This window comes from Bacillus swezeyi (assembly GCF_001969815.1).
Taxonomy (GTDB): Bacteria; Bacillota; Bacilli; order Bacillales; family Bacillaceae; genus Bacillus; species Bacillus swezeyi.
In genome coordinates, this window is the sequence record NZ_MRBK01000004.1 from 115,268 (window position 1) to 139,810 (window position 24,543).

General features: G+C 45.6%; 27 protein-coding genes. 2 read left to right on the forward strand and 25 right to left on the reverse strand.

Annotated elements, in window-relative coordinates; genetic code table 11:
- Positions 1-5: 5 nt before the first annotated feature.
- From atpD to prfA, 19 genes are all read right to left on the reverse strand, one after another.
- Positions 6-1,427, reverse strand: coding sequence for a F0F1 ATP synthase subunit beta (atpD, locus tag BTA30_RS03360; protein ID WP_076759290.1), 1,422 nt, complete (start codon positions 1,425-1,427; stop codon positions 6-8).
- A 25-nt stretch (positions 1,428-1,452) separates the two neighbouring features.
- Positions 1,453-2,307, reverse strand: a complete 855-nt coding sequence (gene atpG / locus BTA30_RS03365) for an ATP synthase F1 subunit gamma (RefSeq protein WP_076759293.1) — start codon at positions 2,305-2,307, stop codon at positions 1,453-1,455.
- A gap of 89 nt (positions 2,308-2,396) precedes the next feature.
- Positions 2,397-3,905, reverse strand: a complete 1,509-nt coding sequence (gene atpA / locus BTA30_RS03370) for a F0F1 ATP synthase subunit alpha (RefSeq protein WP_076759297.1) — start codon at positions 3,903-3,905, stop codon at positions 2,397-2,399.
- A 7-nt stretch (positions 3,906-3,912) separates the two neighbouring features.
- Entirely contained in the window at positions 3,913-4,467 is a 555-nt protein-coding gene (locus tag BTA30_RS03375; RefSeq protein ID WP_076759299.1) for a F0F1 ATP synthase subunit delta, read from the reverse strand.
- Positions 4,464-4,982 carry a F0F1 ATP synthase subunit B gene (gene atpF / locus BTA30_RS03380; protein WP_076759302.1) on the reverse strand — a complete coding sequence of 173 codons (519 nt, stop codon included), beginning with the start codon at positions 4,980-4,982 and terminating at the stop codon, positions 4,464-4,466. Before atpF ends, BTA30_RS03375 begins: the two co-directional genes overlap by 4 nt.
- 173 nt (positions 4,983-5,155) lie before the next feature.
- On the reverse strand, positions 5,156-5,368 hold the full coding sequence (gene atpE / locus BTA30_RS03385; RefSeq protein ID WP_020453260.1) for a F0F1 ATP synthase subunit C: 213 nt from the start codon (positions 5,366-5,368) through the stop codon (positions 5,156-5,158).
- Positions 5,369-5,416: 48 nt separating this feature from the next.
- On the reverse strand, positions 5,417-6,148 hold the full coding sequence (gene atpB, locus BTA30_RS03390; protein WP_076759305.1) for a F0F1 ATP synthase subunit A: 732 nt from the start codon (positions 6,146-6,148) through the stop codon (positions 5,417-5,419).
- 7 nt (positions 6,149-6,155) lie between these two features.
- Positions 6,156-6,539: an ATP synthase subunit I gene (locus tag BTA30_RS03395; RefSeq protein ID WP_076759308.1), complete on the reverse strand. Its 384-nt coding sequence runs from the start codon at positions 6,537-6,539 to the stop codon at positions 6,156-6,158.
- Positions 6,540-6,940: 401 nt separating this feature from the next.
- Positions 6,941-7,570 (reverse strand): uracil phosphoribosyltransferase, encoded by a 630-nt coding sequence (upp, locus tag BTA30_RS03405; protein WP_076759310.1) that lies wholly within the window; start codon positions 7,568-7,570, stop codon positions 6,941-6,943.
- A 131-nt stretch (positions 7,571-7,701) separates the two neighbouring features.
- A complete protein-coding gene (gene glyA / locus BTA30_RS03410) occupies positions 7,702-8,949 on the reverse strand; it encodes a serine hydroxymethyltransferase (protein WP_076759313.1) in 1,248 nt (415 codons plus the stop codon).
- Positions 8,950-9,183: 234 nt separating this feature from the next.
- On the reverse strand, positions 9,184-9,726 hold the full coding sequence (locus BTA30_RS03415; RefSeq protein ID WP_076759315.1) for a TIGR01440 family protein: 543 nt from the start codon (positions 9,724-9,726) through the stop codon (positions 9,184-9,186).
- Between the two features lie 15 nt (positions 9,727-9,741).
- Positions 9,742-10,191, reverse strand: coding sequence for a ribose 5-phosphate isomerase B (gene rpiB, locus BTA30_RS03420; protein WP_076759316.1), 450 nt, complete (start codon positions 10,189-10,191; stop codon positions 9,742-9,744).
- A 148-nt stretch (positions 10,192-10,339) separates the two neighbouring features.
- Positions 10,340-10,792 carry a low molecular weight protein arginine phosphatase gene (locus BTA30_RS03425; RefSeq protein WP_076759317.1) on the reverse strand — a complete coding sequence of 151 codons (453 nt, stop codon included), beginning with the start codon at positions 10,790-10,792 and terminating at the stop codon, positions 10,340-10,342.
- Positions 10,793-10,942: 150 nt separating this feature from the next.
- On the reverse strand, positions 10,943-11,503 hold the full coding sequence (locus BTA30_RS03430; protein WP_076759321.1) for a manganese efflux pump MntP: 561 nt from the start codon (positions 11,501-11,503) through the stop codon (positions 10,943-10,945).
- 75 nt (positions 11,504-11,578) lie between these two features.
- Positions 11,579-12,622 (reverse strand): L-threonylcarbamoyladenylate synthase, encoded by a 1,044-nt coding sequence (locus tag BTA30_RS03435; RefSeq protein ID WP_076759324.1) that lies wholly within the window; start codon positions 12,620-12,622, stop codon positions 11,579-11,581.
- Positions 12,623-12,780: 158 nt separating this feature from the next.
- Positions 12,781-13,224 (reverse strand): GNAT family N-acetyltransferase, encoded by a 444-nt coding sequence (locus tag BTA30_RS03440; RefSeq protein WP_076759327.1) that lies wholly within the window; start codon positions 13,222-13,224, stop codon positions 12,781-12,783.
- Between the two features lie 386 nt (positions 13,225-13,610).
- A complete protein-coding gene (spoIIR, locus tag BTA30_RS03450; protein ID WP_076760237.1) occupies positions 13,611-14,258 on the reverse strand; it encodes a stage II sporulation protein R in 648 nt (215 codons plus the stop codon).
- A 156-nt stretch (positions 14,259-14,414) separates the two neighbouring features.
- Positions 14,415-15,281 (reverse strand): peptide chain release factor N(5)-glutamine methyltransferase, encoded by an 867-nt coding sequence (gene prmC, locus BTA30_RS03455; protein WP_076759333.1) that lies wholly within the window; start codon positions 15,279-15,281, stop codon positions 14,415-14,417.
- Positions 15,282-15,283: 2 nt separating this feature from the next.
- On the reverse strand, positions 15,284-16,354 hold the full coding sequence (prfA, locus tag BTA30_RS03460; RefSeq protein ID WP_076759336.1) for a peptide chain release factor 1: 1,071 nt from the start codon (positions 16,352-16,354) through the stop codon (positions 15,284-15,286).
- A gap of 124 nt (positions 16,355-16,478) precedes the next feature.
- Here prfA and gloA2 point away from each other — a divergent pair, with 124 nt between their 5' ends.
- Entirely contained in the window at positions 16,479-16,862 is a 384-nt protein-coding gene (gene gloA2, locus BTA30_RS03465; protein ID WP_076759340.1) for an SMU1112c/YaeR family gloxylase I-like metalloprotein, read from the forward strand.
- A 153-nt stretch (positions 16,863-17,015) separates the two neighbouring features.
- Positions 17,016-17,567: a chromosome-anchoring protein RacA gene (racA, locus tag BTA30_RS03470; protein ID WP_076759343.1), complete on the forward strand. Its 552-nt coding sequence runs from the start codon at positions 17,016-17,018 to the stop codon at positions 17,565-17,567.
- A gap of 50 nt (positions 17,568-17,617) precedes the next feature.
- Here racA and BTA30_RS03475 read toward each other — a convergent pair whose 3' ends face one another.
- The 6 genes from BTA30_RS03475 to glpX form a co-directional block, all read right to left on the reverse strand.
- The gene (locus tag BTA30_RS03475) at positions 17,618-18,577 is read right to left on the reverse strand and encodes an AEC family transporter (RefSeq protein WP_076760240.1); all 960 of its coding nucleotides are present in this window, start codon (positions 18,575-18,577) and stop codon (positions 17,618-17,620) included.
- Positions 18,578-18,744: 167 nt separating this feature from the next.
- Complete coding sequence (gene malS / locus BTA30_RS03480) at positions 18,745-20,448, reverse strand: oxaloacetate-decarboxylating malate dehydrogenase (protein WP_076759345.1); 1,704 nt, start codon at positions 20,446-20,448, stop codon at positions 18,745-18,747.
- Between the two features lie 323 nt (positions 20,449-20,771).
- Positions 20,772-21,356, reverse strand: coding sequence for a thymidine kinase (locus BTA30_RS03485; RefSeq protein ID WP_076759347.1), 585 nt, complete (start codon positions 21,354-21,356; stop codon positions 20,772-20,774).
- A 79-nt stretch (positions 21,357-21,435) separates the two neighbouring features.
- A complete protein-coding gene (gene rpmE / locus BTA30_RS03490; RefSeq protein ID WP_003151132.1) occupies positions 21,436-21,636 on the reverse strand; it encodes a 50S ribosomal protein L31 in 201 nt (66 codons plus the stop codon).
- Between the two features lie 126 nt (positions 21,637-21,762).
- Positions 21,763-23,046: a transcription termination factor Rho gene (rho, locus tag BTA30_RS03495; RefSeq protein ID WP_076759350.1), complete on the reverse strand. Its 1,284-nt coding sequence runs from the start codon at positions 23,044-23,046 to the stop codon at positions 21,763-21,765.
- A gap of 474 nt (positions 23,047-23,520) precedes the next feature.
- On the reverse strand, positions 23,521-24,486 hold the full coding sequence (gene glpX / locus BTA30_RS03500; RefSeq protein WP_076759353.1) for a class II fructose-bisphosphatase: 966 nt from the start codon (positions 24,484-24,486) through the stop codon (positions 23,521-23,523).
- Between the last annotated feature and the right edge of the window lie 57 nt (positions 24,487-24,543).

Sequence of the window (24,543 nt, forward strand, 5' to 3'; positions counted from 1 at the left end):
CCAGATTAGACTTCTACACCCAGTTCTTTCGCTTTCTCGACAACTTCTTCAATTCGGCCGACAAGACGGAAAGCATCCTCTGGAAGGTTGTCATACTTACCTTCAAGGATTTCTTTAAAGCCTTTTACAGTTTCTTTGACAGGGACATAAGAACCTTTTTGTCCTGTAAACTGTTCAGCTACGTGGAAGTTTTGCGAAAGGAAGAATTGTACGCGTCGCGCACGGCTTACGACAAGCTTATCCTCGTCAGAAAGCTCATCCATTCCGAGAATCGCAATGATGTCCTGAAGTTCTTTATAGCGCTGCAGGATTTGCTGAACTTGACGCGCCACTTGATAATGCTCTTCTCCGACGATTTCAGGTGCAAGCGCCCGGGAAGTTGAAGCCAGCGGGTCAACCGCAGGATAGATTCCCATTTCAGACAGCTTACGTTCAAGGTTTGTCGTCGCATCCAAGTGAGCGAACGTTGTAGCCGGTGCCGGGTCAGTATAGTCATCCGCAGGGACGTAAATCGCCTGAATGGATGTAACAGAACCGACGTTGGTAGATGTGATCCGTTCCTGAAGCTGACCCATTTCAGTCGCAAGCGTCGGCTGATATCCAACCGCTGAAGGCATGCGGCCAAGAAGAGCGGATACTTCAGATCCGGCTTGAGTAAACCGGTAGATATTATCGATAAAGAACAATACGTCCTGGCCTTCTTTATCACGGAAATGTTCGGCCATTGTCAATCCGGTCAGGGCAACGCGCATCCGCGCACCAGGCGGTTCGTTCATCTGACCGAAAACCATCGCTGTTTTTTCGATAACGCCGGAGTCTTTCATTTCATAGTAAAGGTCATTTCCTTCACGTGTACGCTCTCCGACACCTGCGAATACGGAGATACCCCCGTGCTCTTGAGCGATGTTGTTGATAAGCTCCTGAATCAATACGGTTTTACCAACTCCCGCACCTCCAAAAAGACCGATCTTTCCGCCTTTAATGTATGGTGCAAGCAAGTCGACAACTTTAATCCCCGTCTCTAAAATCTCAACCTCTGTTGAGAGCTGATCAAACGTAGGAGCTTCTCTGTGAATCGGATCTTTGGAAGTATCAGCTGAGAGCGGTTCATCCAAATCAATGTTTTCTCCGAGGACATTGAATACGCGTCCGAGTGTCACATTTCCAACCGGAACGGAGATTGGTTCTCCCATGTCGACTGCTTCCATCCCGCGTGTAACACCGTCAGTAGAAGCCATCGCAATCGTACGTACTGAATCATCACCCAGATGAAGCGCAACTTCAAGGGTGAGTTCGATATCTACTTCATTCTCGTTCTGCGCTTTATGTGAAATTTTAATCGCATTATAAATCTCAGGTAAGTGACCGTCTTCAAAACGAACGTCAACGACTGGTCCCATTACTTGGCTAACGCGTCCTTTTTTCATCTCTATCCCTCCTGACAAACTTTTTCTATTCTAAGGCAGCTGCACCGCCGACAATTTCCGTGATTTCCTGTGTAATCGACGCCTGACGGGCGCGGTTGTATGACAGTTCAAGATCAGCGATAAGCTCTTTCGCATTGTCCGTCGCATTCTTCATCGCTGTCATTCTCGCAGCGTGTTCGCTCGCTTTACTGTCTAGAATCGCGCCAAAAATCAAGCTCTCAGCGTACTGAGGCAGGAGCGCTTCCAAAATTTCTTCTTCGTCCGGTTCAAATTCGTATGAAGTCCTTTTCTTGTTTGGTGCAATATCTGTTAGAGGCAATAGTTTTTTCTCCGTTACCTCTTGGGAAATGGCGCTGACATAGTGGTTATAGAACAAATACAGTTCATCAAAGGTTTCATCGATAAACATTTGTACCGTACTGTTTGCCAAATCCTTGATCTCAGGGAATGAAACTTCGTCCCTGATCCCTGTTATTTCAGAGATGACGGGAATCCCGCGTTTTTTAAAGAAATCCCGGCCCATTTTTCCGACGGCGATAACCGCATACTCATCTTTTGATTGATGACGCTCCTGGATCTTTTGATAAGCTTTGCGGAGAACGTTTGCGTTAAAAGCTCCGGCTAAGCCACGGTCAGATGTGATCACAAGATAGCCGGTCCGTTTGACAGGTCGGCTGGACATCATCGGATGTGTTCCAGAGTATCCAAGCGCAATATCCGCAACGACTTCCTGCATTTTTTCCATATAAGGAACGAATGATTTAGCGTTGTTCTCAGCCCGGTTCAGCTTTGAAGCAGAAACCATTTGCTGGGCTTTGGTGATTTGACTCGTTTTTTTATTTGAAGTAATCCTGGATTTAATATCCCGTAATGATGCCAAAAGGTTTCACCACCTTTTTGTTTTCAAATTCACTTCGAATTTACGTGAAAAAGAGAGAAAAAGAAAATCTTTTTCTCACTTCTTATTTTTTAGTTGCTTGGTGCAAATGTGCGTTTAAAGCCCTCGAGCGCACCTGTCATTTCCTCGTCCGCAGGAAGGTTTCCTGTTTTCGCAATTGAATCGAGCATTTCTTTATGGTTTTGATCGAGATACATAAAGAATTCTTCTTCAAAGCGTCTGATGTCCTCAACAGGCACATCATCAAGGAATCCTTTTGTCAGGGCATAAAGAATCGCGACCTGCTTTTCAACGCGAAGCGGCTGATTCAGATCCTGCTTAAGTACTTCAACTGTGCGGGCACCGCGGTTCAGCTTGGCCTGTGTCGCTTTATCCAAGTCAGATCCAAACTGTGCGAATGATTCAAGCTCACGATAAGAAGCCAAATCAAGACGAAGGGTACCGGAAACTTTCTTCATCGCTTTGATTTGCGCAGATCCCCCGACACGCGATACCGATAAACCAGGGTTGACGGCCGGACGTACACCTGAGAAGAATAAATCAGATTGCAGGAAGATTTGTCCGTCTGTGATTGAAATGACGTTTGTCGGAATATAAGCAGAAATATCGCCGGCTTGTGTTTCAACAAACGGCAATGCCGTTAAAGATCCTCCGCCTTTTGCGTCGCTCAGTTTTGCAGCGCGCTCGAGCAAGCGGGAGTGCAGGTAGAATACATCCCCAGGGAATGCTTCACGGCCTGGAGGACGGCGAAGAAGCAAGGACAGTTCACGGTATGCAGTTGCCTGTTTTGAAAGGTCATCATACACAACCAAAACGTGCTTGCCGTTGTACATAAATTCTTCTCCCATCGTTACCCCTGCATATGGCGCAAGATACAATAAAGGAGCAGGCTGTGAAGCGGAAGCTGTCACAACGATGGTATAGTCAAGAGCGCCTTTTTTGCGAAGTGTTTCAACAACACCGCGGACTGTTGATTCTTTTTGTCCGATCGCAACATAGATACAAATCATATCCTGATCTCTTTGGTTGAGGATCGTATCAATCGCAATCGATGTTTTTCCCGTTTGACGGTCCCCGATAATCAGCTCACGCTGACCGCGGCCGATCGGAATTAACGCATCGATTGGCTTGATTCCGGTTTGAAGCGGTTCATGGACGGATTTACGGTCCATAACACCCGGCGCCGGACTTTCAATCGGACGCGTTTTGCTTGTTAAGACTGGACCGAGTCCATCTACTGGCTGACCGAGCGGATTGACAACGCGGCCAAGCAGCTCTTCACCGACAGGAACTTCCATAATCCGGCCGGTCCGTTTGACTTCATCGCCTTCACGGATCTCTTTGTAAGGTCCTAAAATAACGATACCTACGTTTGATTCTTCAAGGTTCTGAGCCAAGCCCATCACACCGTTTGAAAATTCGACAAGCTCACCTGCCATACAGTTATCAAGGCCGTGTACGCGTGCGATGCCGTCACCAACCTGAATAACCGTACCTACGTCGTGAACTTCTATTTCAGACTCATAATTTACAATTTGCTGTTTAATAAGAGTGCTAATTTCTTCAGCTTTGATGCTCACTTAGGTTTCACCCCTTCTTTCGATTTTCACCTGCTAGTTGACGTTCGATGCGGGCAAGCTTTCCGCTGATACTGCCGTCATAAATGCGGTTTCCAATGCGGATTTTCACTCCGCCTATGAGATCCGGATTCACTTCATTCCTGACGCGCAAGGAAGCGGCTCCGGCTTTTTTTGCAAACACTTTAGAAAAAGAGGAAATCTCCTCTTCACTGAGCGGTTTTACAGAATACACAATCGCATCTTCCGTCTGGCGGAACCGGTTTGCCATTTTGACATATTCGTCCGCCAGATCCGGGACGATCGGCGTGCGGCTGCGGTCGACAAGGAGATAAAGTGTATGTAAGACTGCGGTCGAAACAGATCCGAACGAGTCTTTCAAAATCTGCTTTTTCTTTTCTGTCGGTACTTTAGGATGGCTCAGCACGGCATTGAGCTCTTTATGATCAATAAACATCTTCTTAACGACGGTCAGCTCTTCCTCTATTTCATTGACAAGCTTGGATTCAAGCGCAATGTCAAACAGAGCGGCTGCATAGCGTTTGGAGACAGCTGATTGACTCATCGGCTTTCTCCTACTTCTTTAAGATAATCCTGGATCAATTTTTCCTGGGCTTGTTCGTCCAGTTCTTTTTCAATGACTTTTGAAGCAATCATCACAGACAATGAAGCAACCTGCTCACGCAGGGCACTGACTGCCTGGTCTCTTTCTTTGACGATTTCGCTTCTCGCTGATTCTTTCATGCGTTCAGCTTCCTGACGCGCAGCCTTCATGATCTCATCTTTTTGCTGTTCTCCCAGTTTTTTCGCATTTTCAATCAGCGAATGGGATTCTACACGTGCTTCTTTCAAAAGCGCCTGCTGCTCTTCAATGAGTTTCTTCGCTTCTTCATTCTTTTTCTCGGCAGAGGAGATCTCTCCGGTAATGTAGTCTTCACGCTCTTTCATTATATTTAATAGCGGCCCTAAAGCGTATTTCTTCAAGAGCGCTAACAAAATCAGCATGGCAACAAGCTGGAACAGCATTGTTCCGGCGTTAAACCCTACTCCAGCACCCATAACCTGTGGTAAAAAAGACATCGAATACGGCAACTCCCTTCTTGCAGATTATCTCTCCGAGGCCATCGAAAAATGTTCTCCCTCTTTTTTCAGGAGGGTGTTTCTTCCGGCCGTTATGACAGTTCAAGCAACCATAAAGCAATGGCGAAGGCCTCTTGCAGTGATCTTCGCCATTTTACTAGTTATATAAGTTTTTAGCCGAAGAATGCTAAGAACGCGATAACAACAGCGATAATCGGAAGGGCCTCAACCAATGCTACCCCGATGAACATAAGCGTTCTTAATTCTTTTCCAGCCTCAGGCTGACGTGCGATTCCTTCTACTGTACGTGATACGATCAATCCGTTACCAATACCTGCACCAAGTGCACCTAATCCAATTGCGATTGCAGCTGCTATTAAATTCATGAAAAAGTTCCTCCTTTAATTGTTATCCTTATCGGATATGTCTTTTTTTTAATGTTCATGACTAACCTTGTGGGACATGTAAACCATCGTTAACATCGTAAAAATGAATGCCTGGATTGTACCTATGAACAAGCTGAACGCCTGCCATGCAAGCATCGGCACAACCGCACCAATGGTTCCAACCAGCCCCAGGAAAATGCTTTGAGAATAGAAGTTGGTTGCCAGTCCGGCAAGAAGGCCGAGCAGTATTTCGCCGGCGAAAATATTACCGTAAAGACGCAATCCCAATGTTAATGTATTCGCAAATTCTTCAATGATTTTCAGCGGCACTAAATATGGAATCGGTCTGAAAAATTCTTTGGTATACTCCCCAACCCCTTTTCTTTTTACTCCGTAATAATGAGTGAGCCCCATAACCATTACGGCGAGGGTTAAAGTAACCGCCGGATCGGCTGTCGGGGATTTCCACCATAATTCATGGCCTACTGTAATGGAAAACGGAAGGCCGAGCATGTTGGCAACAAATATGTACATCAGCAGTGTTACGCCAAGGGCGAGAAAGTCTCTGCCGACTTTAAGATCCATTGTGCTGCCGATAATATTGCGAACAAAGTCGACAATCCACTCCATAAAGTTCTGAGCTTTCGTCGGCCGGATCGCGAGTGTTCTTGTGGTCAGCACCGCTATCAGAAAGACGATGATGCTTGTCACAGTAATCATTAAGATACTTGATACATCAAAGTTAAGGCCTAAAAAGTTAACAACTCTTGATTCGTGCAAAGGGTCTTCACCTCTCTTCCATTGATGAACGTTTTAGCTGGATAAAGGAATCTATCATAATGACAGGATAAATTGTCATCAACCCCACAATGACGCCTGCCAAATGAATATATTCAGGATATTTAAAGGCAATGGCCGCCGCGATGATGGCATTGCACAGCCTGGAGGCAGTCCCGAGAGAACGGATCATTTTGCCTTTTGCCACTGCTTTATCAAAAGCCTGCATTCTTTTCGTCAGCAGCCAAAGATTGAAATAACTGAAAACAGTGCCGGTAATCAAGCCTAAAAAAATCGCCTGGTATGGCAAAACTCCATAGCCTAACACGCAGACTGCTAAAATATATATCATATATTTTTGTTGCCTACGGAATGAAAGACTCGCATCGGTCATCAAATACGCTCCTGATGTAAAATTTTTAAAAATCTATCTTACGATTACGGTAAACTAGGCGGTTGACCATTTTACAGAACAATGCGTTCTGTTCAAGACTTCACACAACCCGATAATGCACGAGCCGATATTTTGTCTGTCGCCTGCCAATATGGGGTTTTCAAAGGATTTTTCACAGAGGACTGGTCATTATGATAACCGCTATGAAAACCTTATCATAATAGCCTATTTTAGCATACAATAGCCCCCCTAAGGTGTCAATCTGTTTAAAGTTAAAAAAATATTCATAATCAGACAGCTTCTCACAAAATGTTCACAAATATGCCTTATTCAAGACACACATGTATAATTATGGTATAAATCACAAAAAAAGAAAACCCTTTTTCAGGATTTTCTTTTGATTATTTCGTTCCGAACATCCGGTCTCCGGCGTCGCCCAAACCGGGAACGATATATCCTTTTTCATTTAGTTTTTCATCCAAAGCTGCAATGTAAATGTCAACGTCAGGATGATGCTTCTGAAATTCGTCCACACCTTCCGGGGCAGCAATCAGGCACATAAAACGGATATTTTTCGCGCCGCGTTTCTTCAAGCTGTTCAGCGCTTCTACTGCTGAACCGCCGGTTGCAAGCATCGGATCGACAACGATGAATTCACGTTCTTCGACATCGGATGGAAGCTTGACATAGTATTCAACAGGCTTCAATGTTTCAGGATCACGATAAAGTCCGACATGGCCGACTTTTGCTGCAGGAATCAGCTTCAAAATTCCGTCCACCATTCCCAGCCCGGCTCTGAGAATCGGAACAACCCCAAGTTTTTTCCCGGCGATCACGCTTGATTTAGCCATTTGAACAGGCGTTTCCACATCGACTTCCTGGAGCGGAAGATCGCGCGTAATTTCAAAAGCCATCAGTGTTGCAACCTCATCAACAAGCTCTCTGAATTCTTTTGTTCCGGTCTTCACGTCCCGGATATATGTAAGCTTATGCTGTATAAGAGGGTGATCAAACACGTATACCTTTCCCATATCCGTTTTCAGCTCCTTTTTTTCACACTTCTATTGATTTTACATAAAAAAACGGCAGGTTTCAACAAAAATCAAGATGCAAATTTATGACAAAAAGCCGCCCCTATCACAAGGAGCGGCCGGAATTCTTCTTAATAATCTAATCCAGTATATAAAGGAAATCTGTCTGTCAATGCTTCTACACGCTGTTTTGCTTCTTCAAGCTTTGCTTTGTCTTCGTAGTTTTTAAGAGCGAGCGCGATAATGGCTCCCACTTCTTCAATTGCTTCCAGGTCAAAGCCGCGGCTTGTGACCGCCGCTGTACCGACACGGATTCCGCTTGTTACAAACGGTTTTTCAGGGTCATACGGAATCGCATTTTTGTTGACGGTAATCCCGACTTCATCAAGCACATTTTCGGCCACTTTTCCTGTAAGGCCGAGAGAACGCAAGTCGATCAGCACAAGATGGTTGTCTGTGCCGCCTGATACGAGCTGAACGCCCTCTTTTTTCAATGTTTCAGCCAAGCGCTTCGCATTGTCGATGACATTTTGCGCGTATGTTTTGAATTCGTCTTTTAAGGCTTCGCCAAAAGAAACAGCCTTCGCCGCGATGACGTGCATCAACGGTCCGCCTTGAATTCCAGGGAAGATCGATTTATCGATTTTCTTTGCGAACTCTTCACGGCAAAGAATCATACCGCCGCGCGGTCCGCGCAGTGTTTTATGGGTAGTTGTCGTCACAAAGTCAGAATAAGGAACAGGATTCGGGTGAAGACCTGCAGCCACGAGTCCGGCGATATGCGCCATGTCAACCATCACATAGGCTCCGACTTCGTCTGCGATTTCACGGAACTTTTTAAAATCGATGGTGCGAGGATATGCGCTCGCTCCGGCAACGATAAGCTTCGGCTTATGTTTAAGCGCTTTTTCGCGGACATCATCGTAGTCAATATATTGCGTTTCTTTGTCAACGCCGTATTCTACGAAGTTGTATTGGACACCGCTGAAGTTAACAGGGCTTCCGTGCGTTAAATGTCCGCCGTGGGCAAGATTCATTCCCAGCACAGTATCTCCGTGTTCCAAAATGGTAAAGTATACGGCCATGTTCGCTTGTGCACCGGAATGAGGCTGGACGTTCACATGTTCAGCGCCGAAAATTTGCTTCGCGCGGTCCCGTGCGATGTCCTCTGCGACGTCTACATACTCACATCCGCCATAGTAACGCTTCCCGGGATATCCTTCTGCATATTTATTTGTTAAGACGGAGCCTTGAGCTTCCATGACCGCTTCACTTACAAAGTTTTCCGAAGCAATCAGCTCAATCTTCGACTGTTGACGTTTCCGCTCATCTTGAATGGCGCTAAATACTTGTTCATCTTGCGCAGGTAAATGTTTCATCAGCGAGATCCTCTCCTATCTGTTTCCATTTCGTTTATTATACCATCTCATTGTACACGGTTTTTCATGCAAATGTAAGGGATTATTTTTGAAAATCGTTTTTTATTTTGATAAAAACCGAATATTAAAAGATTATACGATTCATATAGTTCGATATATCATTTTTTAAGAATATTATTTCAAAAAAGAAAAAAGCCGGATAACCGACTCTCTTTCCGCATTCGGCGTTTTCAGCTACTCCGCTTCATATACGGCGCGCACCCCGCCAATCAGTTTAGGCCTTGTCCGCGCAAGTGTCACATGAGCTTCACCAAGCTGCTTCTCTGATACGCGGACGGGAACTGCCACAGGTTTTAAATGCATGCCTATGAACGTATCCCCTATGTCGATGCCTGCATCAGCCTCTATCCGCTCGACAAGCACCGGAGCTTTCATATGTTTATACGCGTATGAAGCCATCGATCCTCCCGCCTTCGGCACCGGAACGGCAAAAACGATCGGAAGGCCCCAAGCCGCGGCCGTTTCTTCTTCAACAACCAGCGATCTGTTTAAATGTTCGCAGCATTGAAAAGCAAGCGCAGCACCCGTTTTTTGCTGAAGCTCCTCAAGGCCTTTGTAGATCGTTTCTGCGATTTCTTCGCTTCCGGATGTACCGATATGCCTTCCGGCCACCTCGCTTGTGCTGCATCCGATGACAGTAATCTGACCGGCACGCAAATTCGCTTCTTTATCAAATTCCTCTAAAATAGAACGCCATGTCTGTTCGAGATTTTCCATGTTTCATGACACCCTTTATACATTCTTGTCTTCATAATCAGCGATCTTTCCGATGCGGACGGCATGCCGCCCTGCAGAAAATTCCGTGGTAAGCCAAACCTTCGCAATCTCCCGGGCCAGCCCCGGACCGATTACCCTTTCACCCATCGCCAAAACATTTGTGTCATTATGCTCTCTCGTCATTTTGGCGCTGAATACATCGTGGACAAGAGCGCAGCGGATGCCTTTTACTTTATTGGCGGAAATGCTCATGCCGATTCCTGTGCCGCAAATTAAAATGCCTCTGTCCGCTTCCCCGTTTGCTACTTTTTGAGCGACCGGAAATGCATAATCCGGGTAGTCCACAGACCCTGAACCGCATTCACACCCTAAATCTTCATATTCAATGTTCAATTCGTCCATTAAAGTAGTAATTTCTTTTCTGATATTGATTCCGCCGTGATCTGAAGCTATGAGTACTTTCATGGGATGACTCCTCCTTGTTTTATGTGCCGCCAAGAGTCTGCGGAGACTGTTCGCAGCTTGTGTCTGAGAACGTCTCTGACTTCATTTTTGATTAAGTCTATTTTACCCGCTGCAGTTTGATTTGCAAACGCTGCCTGACCTGCTTCTTTTATTTTGATTTCCGAGACAGCCTTTTTGCCAGCTCCTCTAATAAATGCCCAAGCTCATCCCTTGTTTTTTGATAGTCGCTGAGCGAGCCGCCAAACGGATCAGAGATATCCCCGTTTTCGCCTTTGACATACTCTTTCAGCGTATAGATTTTGTCTTTGCTCTCCGAATATTCCTGTTCAGCCAAATGTTTGTGCTGCTCTGTCATCGTCAGAACAAGGTCAGCCCATTCGACCTTTTCTTTAGAAAGCTTCGCCGATGAATGATTGAGGGCAATATTTTTCTCAAAAAGGGCCTCGACTGCATATAAAGAAGCTTTTCCGTTTTCAGGAGCAAACAATCCGGCGGATTTGACAGAGACATCCAATTTTTTGCGGGATGCCGCCGATTTAAAAAGCACTTCAGCCATGGGACTGCGGCATGTATTTCCTGTACAGACAAATAAGATGTTCAATCTCGTTCACTCCTTTCTTTTATTATAATGGATTTGGACAAAAAATAATAAAATCCGCTTCAGAAATATAAAAAGAGGGGTTCCCCCCCCTCTTCTCCCGAGTCTGCATTATACTATGGCAAAACGAAAGATGACTTTCGCATATTCGGCTTAAATGGGCAGCAAAAGCTTCAGCCCGAAGCTGAGCAAAATCGCACCGCCCAGCGCTTCACTATATGCGCCGATCCATGACTGGACTTGTTTTCCGAGCAAAAGTCCCGCCCATGTTAAGACCATGCTGAAAAGTCCGAATAAACAGATCGTTAAAATCGGCTTCGTTCCGTAGAGACCGAGGCTGAGGCCGACCGAAAAACTGTCTAGACTGACGCCGACAGCAAAAATGAATAAGCCGAAACCGTTTGGAGAAATCATCTGCTCTCCGCTTTTATTCAAAGATGCGGCAATCATCTGAATGCCGAGCACCAGCAATAGTGCTCCGCCAATATAACCCGCAAGCGCTCCAAGCGCATCAGATAGAAACTGTCCTGCAATCATACCGCCAAGCGGCATGATGACATGGAATAGCCCAATGATGACGCCGATTTGAAAAATTTGACTTCTTCTCAGCTTGGCCATCCCCATTCCAAGTCCCACTGAAAAAGCATCCATGCCAAGTGCAAAGGCCATGATACTCAGTGTCAGAATTTCACCTATTAACACGTCTACATTCATGAGATTCCCCCTTGGACACGCCAGCTTTTCTAGCCTATGCACGTCCAAAGAGGGATAGAACAAACGAAGGGCGCCCTACGCCTCGATCACACGGTGCCCGGCCGCTTTTAACAATCGGTTCATCACCGCACGGCCTACGCCTTCCTCAGGGAAAGACTCAGCGAAAATAAAATCGGGTTTCTCTTCATCAAAACTGCGGAGACTGTCATATAGTCCGGCAGCAACGGTTTCCAAGCGGTCTCTCCTGCCGCAAATTCGCACGACATCCGCACGGTAGGCGCCGGCCCGCTCCTCAGTGGTGAGAATCCCTACTCTCATTCCATCTTTCTGATATTGCTCAATCAGCTGCTGTATGTTTTTAAGGCTCCCCTTTATGATGGCGAGCGGCGCTTCCGGGGCATAATGAGTATATTTCATCCCCGGTGACAAAGGGGCCTTTTTTTCGTCCGTGATTCCCTGATCAATTAAAACTGGACCAGCCGCTTCTTCGAGCTGCTCTTTCGTCACACCGCCGGGTCTTAAAATGACCGGGACATCTCCTGTGCAGGAGACAACTGTGGATTCCACCCCAACGCCGGTGGGGCCGCCGTCGACTACTCCTGCAATCCGGCCGTTCAAATCGTGGATGACATGCTCCGCCTTGGTCGGACTTGGTTTGCCTGATAAATTCGCACTCGGAGCAGCCACAGGAACACCGGCTCTTTTGATGAGTTCAAGCGCTACCGGATGATCAGGCATTCTGACTGCCACGGTGTCAAGACCTGCTGTCACTCTTGTGGATAACACGCCCTTCTTGCAAGGTAAAACAATTGTCAGCGGCCCCGGCCAAAAGTGTTTCATAAGCGTTTCAGCCTGAGCTGAATCCGCCTCTGCAATTTCTTTGAGCTGCCCGATTTCAGCAATGTGGACAATAAGGGGATTGTCGCTCGGACGCCCTTTGGCTTCATATATTTTGGCAACGGCGTCATTATTTTTCGCGTTTGCCCCAAGCCCATAAACGGTCTCTGTCGGAAATGCGACCGTTTCATTCTGCTGCAGCAGCCGGGCCGCTTGTGTAATTTGTGGATAGTTTGTGGACAAATCTTCTTTTACATCCACAGTCCATAACTTTGTATTCATCAACATCAATTCTCCCTTAACAAAACACTAAAAACGTTAATTTTTCATGTAAATCCTGTTGAAAGTATAAAAGATGAAGGAAAAGAAAACAAGCGTTGTCCACATTTTGTGGATAACGCTTTTGAAACCGTGGATATCTCTGTGTATAAGTCAAATGGTCAACCCGGCGTTTTCACCATTAAAACGGCTCCGCTTACATTAAGTGAATCTGAGACGTGTTCAGATCCACAAAGTTCTTCAGGGAGGCTTCCTGCTCGCTTGAACCCCATTACTTCAAGGAAATCCATTGATGTGCCGTTGTTGGCAACCAGATATAATGTATGAATCCCCCGCTTCTCGCACAATACCTGCATACCTTGAAACAGGGAGACGATATGGCCTTGACTCAGCTTGTCAGACACGACAAGAGAACGCAAGAGCCCTTTTTCATTTTCTAATTCCTCCATTCCGAGGCAGGCGACGATTTTGTTTGGGGGATCTTCCATCATAATAAACTGACTCCTATTTTCCTCAATTCCTTTATGGCTCGTCCCAGCTTCTTTTAAGAAAGCTTCAATCACATTTATGTCTTTCTCTTCTGCTAACCTCAATTGATAGAACATCTTTTCACCCCGTTTTTAGCTTCTCTATTCAATCTATGAGGGCGACAGTAAAATATACCTTTTGATTCGCAAGAAACCCGGCTACCCTTATGTCAATTTTGATTAGCAGGAACCATTGGAAAATACAAATAAAGATTTCCGCTGCTGTTAAACCATTTTCTTAAAATTCCTTCATTCGCTTCTGCCGTGTCATTGAAAGGCGCACAGCAAATGCAAAGAATAGACTCTGCCAAATTCAATCCCGACGCCGTTTTGGAAAATTATATCATATTGCATACGCATGAATAACCACCCGTCATACAAATCAATATCCTTGAAAAACTGAGATGGTTCAAATAAAACAAAGACCGTCCCCCTGCCGATTAAGCTGCAAGGAGCGGCCTTTTTCACGAGAAAAGCCCTGTAAACCATTCGACAAGAAAGAATTTCACTTCTTTATCTTCTTCCTTTTCTTCACCGGATAATGCCAAAGCATCCGTTTCAGTCGTTTTTTCTTCTTCTGCTTGATCTTCATCAGGTGATTTAACGGCTTCTCCATTCGAAAAATCAAGAAAGCACAGCGGCGGAAACAGGACGCACCACCAATTGGCTCCCTCACCTTCTCCTAACGTAATTAACACAGCCTCATACTCTCCGGCCGGATAGACCATATTACCGTACAATTTTGTCGGGAATGAAACTTTGTCAAAGTTGACGTCTACTGACTGACTTGCATTCTCGCGTTTCATGGCATCCTTTGCGATTTTTTTAATTTCAGGCAGTTTTGAACGGATGACCTGTCTCGCTTCCTTCATCGAAGTCAAATCTTCTACCCATTTCGTGATCTCTTGATTGACCTCATCTCTGATTTTGCGTTTAAGGTTTTGGTCGCTCTCACTGTCGCTGTTTGCCAAAATCCGCAAGCGAATCGCTTCGTCCGGAATGACGGCCGGCTCCCCGCCGGATGATTGTGCCGTCTCCTCTGTCGCAAGGTTGGCAATCGCTCCTATTAATAAAAGAAATATATAAACACAAGCCATAAATGATTTCTTCATTTTTCCCACCGTTCCTCTCCGTTCTTCAACCTTTTCTAGCCACATTATGGTCAAAAATGAAACGGTTTAAACGGCGTCCGGCAAAAAATCTATTAAGCTTTTAAACTAAGTTGACTGGATAACAAAAAAGAACAGCCTGGCTCCGGCTGTTCTTTTTCAGCTGCAATGTTCGATTACAGCCCATACAATGCGGTCTTTTCCATTGAGATCCTTCTTCACCTGAACTTCCGCTTTCGGAAAGAACTGTTGAAACATATCCCGAACGGCGTTTCCCTGTGTCCAGCCAATTTCAAAAACAATCAATGCTTTATCCGCAATGACCTCGGGCAATTCCTTCATCAAGCGATAATAAAACCGCAAGCCGTCGGCTCCGTCCGTCAAGGCTCCGACAGGTTCGTGCAGGCGGACGACATCTGACAGCGTCCGCATCTCTTCCTCTGATATATAAGGAGGATTCGAAACGATGACATCCGCTTTTTTGCTTTGCATCATCAGCGGCTGCAGCAAATCGCCGCAGATGAAATCCACTTTTGCTCCGAGCCTTTTTGCATTATTCTCCGCTGTTCTCAGCGCTTCTTCAGAAATGTCTGTGGCCGTTACGGAGAAGCGCTTGCTCTCCAGTGCAAGGGTAACGGAGATAGCTCCGCTCCCCGTACCGACGTCGATGGTTTCAAGGCATTCCTTTTCAGGAAAAACCTGATGGGCCTCAGAAAGGACGGCTTCAACGACTTCTTCCGTTTCAGGACGGGGAATCAGAACATGTTCATTGACTAAAAATTCCCGGCCGTAAAACCATTCCTTTCCGGTGATATATTGAACGGGTACACCTGATTGGTGCATCTCAACAGACTTTTTAAATTGCAGAAAATCGTTTTCACGCATCGCATCATGAAAGCTGGCCAACAGTTTGCTGCGTTCCATTTTAAGCTGGTCAGCCAGCAAAATTTCTGCGGCATTTCGGTCTCTTCCCGCGTCAGTTAAATAAGAAGAAGCCCAATGAAGGGCTTCGAAAATCGTTTTCATCTTTAGCTCTCCGCATGCTGAAGCTTGCTTGACTGATCTTCTACGATCAGTGCGTCAATGACTTCATCAAGCTTGCCCTCAAGTATTTGGTCGAGCTTTTGGATCGTTAAACCGATCCGGTGATCTGTCACGCGGTTTTGCGGAAAGTTATACGTGCGGATGCGCTCAGAGCGGTCTCCTGTACCGACGGCTGATTTTCGGTTTTGATCATATTCAGCTTGTGCTTCCTGCTGAAATTTATCATAAATTCTTGCGCGCAGCACCTTCATTGCCTTTTCTTTGTTTTTAATCTGTGATTTCTCATCCTGGCATGAAACGACAACACCGGTCGGAAGGTGTGTCAGCCGCACGGCGGACATCGTCGTATTTACGCTTTGCCCTCCTGGACCGCTTGAAGCGAACGTATCGACGCGAATATCTTTCTCATGTATTTCAACTTCGACTTCTTCTGCTTCAGGCAGACAGGCAACCGTAGCCGTCGACGTATGGATGCGCCCGCCGGATTCCGTCTCAGGTACGCGCTGCACGCGGTGCGCACCGTTCTCGTATTTCATCCTTGAGTATGCACCGTTTCCATTAATCATAAAAATAATCTCTTTATAGCCGCCTGTGCCTGTCGTATTGGCTTCCATCACTTCTGTTTTCCAGCCCTGCAGTTCGGCATACCGGCTGTACATCCGGTAAAGGTTTCCGGCAAATAATGCCGCTTCCTCGCCGCCTGCCGCCCCGCGGATCTCCATAATAACGTTTTTATCATCGTTCGGATCTTTCGGGATAAGCAATACCTTCAGTTGGTCTGTCAGCGTTTCGGTTTCTTCCTGCAGCTCTGAAATCTCCTCTTTGACCATTTCGCGCATTTCACTATCGAGCTTTTCTTCAAGCATCGCTTTTGCATCATTAAGCTGCTCTGCTGCGCTCCGATAACGTCTATATACTTCAACTGTTTCCTGTATATCAGATTGCTCTTTTGAATATTCTCTAAGCTTCTTCGGATCATTGACAACTTCCGGGTCGCTTAAGAGCTCATTTAATTTTTCATACCGATCTTCTATCGATTTTAAACGGTCTAACACGGTCTTCACCTCTGTTTGCTGTGCGTAACATTCTAATTATAGTATAGGGACTGCTCCCAGTCAAAACAACTTGGCAGATTGCGCTTTTTAGTATACTTTTAAGAAAAAAGGAGTTTGCCGCTATATGCTTGAATCGATCCATCACACTGCGATCATCTGCTCAGATTATGAAGCATCCAAATCATTTTATGTCGACAAGCTCGGCCTTGAGATCCTCAGCGAAACCTACAGAAAGGATCGGGATTCATACAAACTGGACCTCTCTTTAAACGGCCGGTACGTCATTGAGCTGTTTTCGTTCCCGAATCCGCCCAAACGCCTTACCAGGCCGGAGGCAGCTGGTCTCCGCCATTTGGCGTTCACCGTAAACGACCTTGATCATGCCGTCAGCAAGCTTCGCGAAAAAGGCGTATCGACAGAGCCGGTCCGCATCGACCCGGGAACTGGTAAGCGGTTTACTTTTTTCTCCGATCCCGACGGGCTGCCTTTAGAGCTTTATGAACCATAACGCTAAATTATACGTGTTGAGCGGGCAGTCTGGGGAAATATCGCTTTCTTTGCCGAATCCCTTCTTCTTTTGTCTAACAGGAAGGAAGCTTTCGATCCGGGTCGAATACCCCTTTTAGATGTTTTAGTTACAGGTTAAAAGGAGGTATCCAAAATGAATACAACTGATGCGGCAAACAAACTCGGCGTTTCCACAAAAACGGTGCAGCGCTGGGTCAAACAGCTGCAACTGCCCGCTTCACGGAATGAGCTTGGACACTACTTCTTCACAGACGAAGACATCGCCGTTTTAAAGGAAGTCAAGGAGCAGCTGAAAAAGGGAACCCCAATGCAGAATGTCACAGTTGCACGGCCGAAAAAATCCTTCTTCATCAAGAAAAATGAAACTGTCCAAGCGAAAGCCCCGGAGCATTTGAACGCGTTAATCGAAGAAAAACTGGAGCAGTTCTTGCAGCATGAACAGCTTGAACGCGAGCTGCTTCAAAAAAAAATCGCCGAGCTGGAAAGGAAGCTGGAGCAAAAAGCGGATGAAGTCGTCTCCTATCAGCTGCTTCAGCAAAGACGCGAGCTTGAAGAAGAGCGGCAGCAAATTAAAAATCTTGAGCGAAAAATCAGTGAATTGGAAAACAGCAAAGACAAGAAAGAACCAGCTGTCAAAAGAGAAGAAAAACCGAAAAGCAAATTCAAATCCATTTTCTCTTTTTAAACACAAAAAGCTTGCAAGTGCTGTCGAAACGGCAACTTGCAAGCTTTTTCTTATGCGGTGATGGCTATTAAAATCGGCAGTGAAATAATGGATAGAACCGCACTGATAACAAATGCAGACGCCGTTTCCGCTTCCTGTCTTTCAAAGTTTGTAGCGATCATCGCCGCTACGGCGGAACCAGGGAATGCTACGAGCAGAACCGCTTTTGTCAAGTCGGCGGAAGACAAACCGACAGCCATCGCAATCACAAACATTAATGCTGGCTGGGCAGCAACCTTCAACAAGGCGATACTCAAAGCCGGCACGCTGAATTTGATTTTGCGGATACCGACTGTCACCCCGACTGCGAAAAGGGCGATCCCAGAAGTCGTATCTCCGATCATGTTAAGCATTTTCTGCGGCAGTTCAGGAATTTGCAGACCGAATAAAACGAGAATAATACTTGCGAGCGGCGCAAATGCAAGCGGCTCTGATAAACCGTGCAAAATGGATTTCCCTGTCACTTTCCAAATGCTTTCGCTTTGTTCGCTTTGGTCTTTAGATGATGACCGGCCTACAGTACCTACAATGATCGCCAATGGGTCGAGCATTGCATTGACGACGATTCCTGTGATCGCGATCGGAATCGCTACCTCCTGCATGCCGAAAAGGCTTCCCAATACCGGAATTCCCATAAAGGCAAATGTCGGCTGTGCAGAGTTCAATGAAAACATTGAAGCATCCGTTAGATCATACTTAAATAAAAATCTTAAAAAAATCAAAATAATAACGTAAAATCCTACAATCCCAATAACCAACGATACCATTAATGGAATCTGACTATAAAATTTATCCTTTGGCGTTGACAAGATGCTTGACACAAAGTGAGCCGGCAGCGCATATTTCGTAACGAGTGTGCTTACCCCTTTTGCTGATTTAGCATCATAACTTCCAAAATGACCTGCAAACCATCCCAGCGCAATAACGAAAAATATTGGCGCAAGGAGGATTAAAATATTTAAAAAGCTCAAAGCTGTTTCCTCCTCTATGTTGTCCCATTTTTTCAGGACATGATGTCGGCGGCTTTGTATGGAACGTTCGGTTGAGCCGCCGGCCCCCAGTTTATCGCTGCGGCCTGCGGGCTCTTTCACCTCCGCCATCGGCCGCCATTTTTTTATCGTTTCCTCAGCCTGAAATATTAGTCGCGCTTTGCCACAATCGTTTTATATTCAGGACGCCACATTGCATCCCGTACTGCTTTTTCGACATCATCCGGCTGAACGCGCGCCACTCTGTCTTTAATGGCTGCTTTCACAACATCAATCGCCACTTGAACAGATACGTCTTGAAGATCATCAATTTTCGGAAGCAGTCCTGCACCAGGCTGTTCATGGTCAACCATATTGGCAACCGCATTTGCGGATGCAGCAAACATTCCGTTTGTGATCTCTTTTGCTTGTGAAACGATTGTGCCAAGTCCTAATCCAGGGAAAACAAAAGCGTTGTTTGATTGTCCGATTTCATGCGATACGCCATTGTAAACAACAGGTTCAAACGGGCTTCCAGTCGCAACCAATGCTTTTCCATCCGTCCATTTGAACAGGTCTTCAGGAACAGCTTCAGCAAGCGGAGTAGGATTGGACATCGGTAAAATAACCGGGCGATCGGTATGAGCCGCCATTTCCTTAATAATTTCTTCTGTGAAGGCGCCGGCAACACCTGACGTTCCGATCAAAATGGATGGCTTCACTTGACGAACGACTTCTTCGAAAGAAATTTCTCCTTTTTCATTGCGTTTCCAATCTTTCACTTCTTCTGTACTGCGCAAGTATGGTCTTTGGAAATCGAGAATATTGTCCATGCCTTCCATCAATAAACCTCTGTAATCGACTGTCCAGAACGCTTTGTTTGCTTCTTCTTCCGACAGCCCTTCAAGAACCATGGTGTCGCGGATTTGATCAGCGATGCCGATTCCCGCTGAACCAGGTCCGAAAATGACGACGCGGTGATCTTTTAATGATGTTCCAGTCTTTTTAACAGCCGCTAAAATCGCAGCCAGCGTAATCGCTCCAGTTCCTTGGATATCATCATTAAACGTCGGGATTTTATGGTTATATTTACCCATAATGTTACGGGCGTTTTTGTTTCCGAAATCTTCCCAATGAAGAAGTGCTGTAGGGAAATATTTTAATGCTGTTTCGACATAAGCGTCGATGAATTGATCATAACGCTCACCTTCAACTCGCGGATGACGGTTTCCGATGTACAGCGGATCGTTAAGAAGCTTTTCATTATTTGTTCCGACATCCAAGACAACCGGAATGACGCGCTTAGGATCGATTCCTGCCGCTGCCGTATAAACAGCCAGTTTACCAATCGCAATGTTGATGCCTCCGACACCCCAATCGCCGATGCCAAGAATGCTTTCAGAATCGGTTGCAACAATCAGATCAATGTCATCTTCTGATGCCTGGAGATTTCGAAACGCCGTTTCGATTCCTTCTATATCATCAATAGACAAGTAGAGTCCGTGCGGTCTGCGGTATTCATGACTGTACTCCTGAATCGCTTCACCGACAGTCGGTGTGTAAACGACAGGAAGCATTTCACGAAGGTGATTTTGCAATAATTTATAGAAAAGCACTTCATTTCTGTTTTGAAGGTCGTTTAAATATACGTTTTGGCGAAGGCGGTCAGGCTGAGCTGAAAATTGATCGTAAGCCCGTTCCGCCTGCTGGTCAAGACTGAGAACAGTCGGCGGCAGCAGTCCTTCAAGGCCGAGGTTCTTTCTTTCTTCAAGAGAAAATGCCACCCCTTTATTTAAAGCAGGAATTGATAAAACATCTTTTCCTCTTAAAGAAGTTTCCAAATTTCCTTCCTTCGTTTTTTTCATGTTATTCACACTAATTACCTTCTTTCTTAAAATGTTAATAAGGTGAAATAATTACGATAAATGATTAAGACATTGCCTTCTTGCATTGATTTGTCAAATATGTACGCGCGTTTTTGACAAAAATCTGAACAATACCGAAAACCTCTTTACATTTTTTCTGACTACAGTAAGTCATTTTATGCCTGCTATTGTCAAAATTCAAGCGATGAAAATTAGATAATTTTTTCGTATTCTTAATTAAGTTTTTTAATTACATTAATTTCTAAAAAAAGAACCCAATAAAAAAAACACTTGTTTTTACCAAGTGTTTTAAGGCGCTTTTTACTTGCGATTTATTCAGGTTTTCCGGGCACCTCATGGTGATGACGGCAGCGTGCTTCATATGCTTCAGAAGCCCCCACCAAAATGACCGGATCATCATATGAAGCCGGTTTTCCGTTGATCAGTCTTTGTGTCCGGCTTGCCGGGGAACCGCAGACAGAACATACCGCTTGCAGTTTAGTCACCGTTTCCGCCAAAGCCATCAAGTCCGGAACGACGCCGAATGGTTCTCCGCGAAAATCTTGATCAAGCCCTGCGGCAATCACTCGATAGCCTTGATCAGCCAGAGCGGTTAAAGTACCGATGATCGTTTTGTCAAAAAACTGCACTTCATCGACAGCGATCACATCTGTTTTGACACTTATGTATTTGTATATTTCTTGCGGAGATGTAATGGCATGGCACACAATGGAGGCCCCATTATGCGACACAACCGAATCATTGCTGTAACGATTGTCAATGGCAGGCTTAAACACTTTGACTTCCTGCTTGGCAAATGTTGCTCTTTTGACTCGGCGGATCAGCTCTTCTGATTTGCCCGAAAACATGCTTCCGCATATGAGTTCAAGCCAGCCGCTTTGCTTCATGATGTACATCCTCTTTAACCCCTCTCGAGCAGTTTATGGCATGTAAAAAACAGGCAAGAAGATTCCTGCCTGTTTATCATATCTATTATTACTTAAGACCGTATTTTTTGTTAAAGCGATCAACACGACCATCAGCAGAAGCGAATTTTTGGCGGCCAGTGTAGAACGGATGGCATTCAGAACAAATCTCAACGCGTACCTCTTCTTTTACTGAACCTGTTTCAAATTCGTTTCCACAAGCGCATTTGACTGTTGCTTTTTTGAAATTAGGATGAATTCCTGCTTTCATGTCTGTCATCTCCTTCCGCCCTGAATCCAATTCGGAAACAGAGTTAATATTCCGGGACAAAACCTCCGGAACGCACATGATAGAATTATAACAGCGATTCGGACGATTTGCAAACTAAAGTTGTAATCACCGTCTCGCAGCCGACATATTGGCCTGCTTCCATTCCTGAATCAAAATATCGAAGAATTCCTGGTTTGTTTTGGTCTTCTTCATTTTCCTCATAAATTTCTCCACAAAATCCGGTGTATCAGACATGGTTTTGCGGATGGACCACAGACGGTCAAGGTGTTCTTTCGGAACAAGGAGCTCTTCTTTACGCGTACCCGAACGGCGAATATCAATGGCAGGAAAAATTCTTCTTTCCGCAAGAGAGCGGTCAAGATGCAGCTCCATGTTACCGGTTCCTTTAAATTCTTCATAGATCACATCGTCCATACGCGAGCCTGTATCAACCAATGCGGTTGCCAATATCGTCAAACTGCCGCCCTCTTCAATGTTCCGCGCCGCTCCAAAGAACCGCTTCGGACGGTGGAATGCTCCGGGATCAATTCCCCCGGACAATGTTCTGCCGCTTGGCGGAATGACTAAGTTGTAAGCACGCGCCAGCCTTGTAATGCTGTCCATTAAAATGATGACGTCTTTTTTATGCTCGACGAGTCTCATCGCCCGTTCCAGCACAAGCTCGGCCACTTTTATATGGTTTTCAGGCACCTCATCAAAAGTCGAGCTGACAACGTCTCCCGCAACAGAGCGTTCGATATCTGTCACTTCCTCAGGTCTTTCATCTATCAGAAGCACGATCAGCTCCGCTTCCGGGTGATTAGCTGTAATGCTGTTGGCGATTTCTTTGAGAAGCATTGTTTTACCTGCTTTTGGAGGAGCGACTATCAAACCGCGCTGTCCAAAGCCAACCGGCGCCATCATGTCCATGATACGCGTTGACAAGTAATTCGGCTTCGTCTCAAGCACCATCTGGCGATCTGGATAAAGAGGCGTTAAAGCCGGGAAGTGCACCCGTTCTTTTGCAGATTCAGGATCATCTCCGTTAACCGCTTCAACATGAAGCAGACCGTAGTATCGCTCATTTTCTTTTGGAGGCCGGACTTTCCCGGATACTTTATCACCGTTTCTCAAATCAAAGCGGCGGATTTGGGAAGCAGAAATATAGATATCCTCTGAACTCGGAGAATAGTTAATCGGTCTGAGGAAACCAAACCCTTCTGACTGGATAATTTCCAAAACGCCTTCCATAAACAGAAGGTCTTCCTGTTCGGCATTTGCTTTCAAAATGGCGAAAATCAGTTCCTTTTTTGTCAGTTTGCTGTAATACGAGACTTTATAGTGCCTTGCAAGCTCATACAGCTCTTTTAATTTCATATTTTCCAAAGATGAAATGGATACATCTTTCACAAAGAACACCACTCTTTTCTAATCAAATATAATATTTTACTTTGTCTCATAAGCTAAACGGAGACGCTTGATTTATACTGCCGATTCAGCTTCTATCGGCAACGCTTCCACCCATATATATCGACGTATTGAAAAGGATTATAAGTATGAGTCGAGAAAGAAGCGAGGACATAACAAGAGAAGAATATCGCATATCTAATCGATGCGGCAGGAATTTAGGCTCTCCTTAAGAACCAGATGCGCAGAAAATTTCGCAGCACTCTTTATTTTTACCTCATTTGACGTTCATATTCAACTTCATTTGTAATTTGACATGAAATTGATAGAGATGACTCTGTTTTGAAAAGTGCCAGAAGCTTGTCAAGGAGATGCAAGCTGTATGCAATTGTATCAGAACAATGAAATCTGTTCAATCCATAAGACGGTCAAATACAAGGGAAAAGCGGGTCACACAGTCCCCGCTTTTTCTTTCCTTTAAGGCCGAATCACTAAGTTTGGTTTTTTCTTGAGGCTGTGTCTTCCGTCAACGAAGCGGACAGTGCCGGATTTTGCCCTCATCACAATACTGTGCGTTGTTCCGACAGAACCTTTAAATTGTACGCCGCGCAGCAGCTCTCCGTCCGTCACACCGGTTGCGGCAAAAATCGCGTCGTCTCCTTTGACGAGATCCTCCATTCGCAGCACTTTCGCCGTATCAAGACCCATTTTTTCACAACGCTTCAGTTCTTCCTCGGTTTGCGGAAGCAGCTTGCCATGGATTTCTCCTCCAAGCGCCTTCAGCGCCACAGCGGATAAAACACCTTCCGGAGCGCCTCCTGATCCGAATAAAATATCAACTCCAGTATGATCAAAAGCTGTATTGATCGCTCCGGCCACATCACCATCATTGATCAGCTTGATTCTTGCGCCTGCTTCCCGGAGTTCATGGATGATGCGCTCATGTCTGGAACGGTTCAAAACGGTTGCCACAACATCTTCTACATCTTTATTTTTGGCTTTGGCCACGGCTTTCAAATTATCAATCACCGGCGCCTCAATATCGATGCATCCGACGGCTTCTGGACCGACGGCGATTTTATCCATATACATGTCAGGTGCATTCAGCAGATTTCCATGGTCCGCAACAGCGATAACGGCAAGGGCATTCCAGCCGCCGCTTGCGACAATGTTCGTGCCTTCGAGAGGATCGACTGCTACGTCTACCCGCGGTCCGTAGCCGTTCCCCAATTTTTCTCCGATATAGAGCATAGGGGCCTCATCCATTTCGCCTTCACCGATGACAACTGTCCCTTTCATCGGAATGGTATCAAATACATCCCTCATTGCGCTTGTCGCAGCGTCGTCGGCTTCGTCTTTTTTTCCCCTTCCCATCCAGCGTGCCGACTTAAGCGCAGCCGCCTCTGTCACACGTACAAGTTCCATCGATAAGCTTCTTTCCATTGCTATCTAATCTCCTCTCGCCAATTTAAAATCGGTTTATGTTTGATCATTGCAAGC

Coding starts and splice junctions, on each gene's coding strand:
- atpD (WP_076759290.1), bottom strand. CDS start 1,427: ATGAAAAAAGGACGCGTTAGCCAAGTAATGGGACCAGTCGTTGACGTT.
- BTA30_RS03375 (WP_076759299.1), bottom strand. CDS start 4,467: ATGAGTCAATCAGCTGTCTCCAAACGCTATGCAGCCGCTCTGTTTGAC.
- atpF (WP_076759302.1), bottom strand. CDS start 4,982: ATGTCTTTTTTACCACAGGTTATGGGTGCTGGAGTAGGGTTTAACGCC.
- atpE (WP_020453260.1), bottom strand. CDS start 5,368: ATGAATTTAATAGCAGCTGCAATCGCAATTGGATTAGGTGCACTTGGT.
- BTA30_RS03395 (WP_076759308.1), bottom strand. CDS start 6,539: ATGACCGATGCGAGTCTTTCATTCCGTAGGCAACAAAAATATATGATA.
- upp (WP_076759310.1), bottom strand. CDS start 7,570: ATGGGAAAGGTATACGTGTTTGATCACCCTCTTATACAGCATAAGCTT.
- glyA (WP_076759313.1), bottom strand. CDS start 8,949: ATGAAACATTTACCTGCGCAAGATGAACAAGTATTTAGCGCCATTCAA.
- BTA30_RS03415 (WP_076759315.1), bottom strand. CDS start 9,726: ATGGAAAATCTCGAACAGACATGGCGTTCTATTTTAGAGGAATTTGAT.
- rpiB (WP_076759316.1), bottom strand. CDS start 10,191: ATGAAAGTACTCATAGCTTCAGATCACGGCGGAATCAATATCAGAAAA.
- BTA30_RS03430 (WP_076759321.1), bottom strand. CDS start 11,503: ATGAATGTAGACGTGTTAATAGGTGAAATTCTGACACTGAGTATCATG.
- BTA30_RS03435 (WP_076759324.1), bottom strand. CDS start 12,622: ATGAATACAAAGTTATGGACTGTGGATGTAAAAGAAGATTTGTCCACA.
- BTA30_RS03440 (WP_076759327.1), bottom strand. CDS start 13,224: ATGTTCTATCAATTGAGGTTAGCAGAAGAGAAAGACATAAATGTGATT.
- spoIIR (WP_076760237.1), bottom strand. CDS start 14,258: ATGAAGAAATCATTTATGGCTTGTGTTTATATATTTCTTTTATTAATA.
- prmC (WP_076759333.1), bottom strand. CDS start 15,281: ATGAAAACGATTTTCGAAGCCCTTCATTGGGCTTCTTCTTATTTAACT.
- gloA2 (WP_076759340.1), top strand. CDS start 16,479: ATGCTTGAATCGATCCATCACACTGCGATCATCTGCTCAGATTATGAA.
- racA (WP_076759343.1), top strand. CDS start 17,016: ATGAATACAACTGATGCGGCAAACAAACTCGGCGTTTCCACAAAAACG.
- BTA30_RS03485 (WP_076759347.1), bottom strand. CDS start 21,356: ATGTACATCATGAAGCAAAGCGGCTGGCTTGAACTCATATGCGGAAGC.
- rpmE (WP_003151132.1), bottom strand. CDS start 21,636: ATGAAAGCAGGAATTCATCCTAATTTCAAAAAAGCAACAGTCAAATGC.
- glpX (WP_076759353.1), bottom strand. CDS start 24,486: ATGGAAAGAAGCTTATCGATGGAACTTGTACGTGTGACAGAGGCGGCT.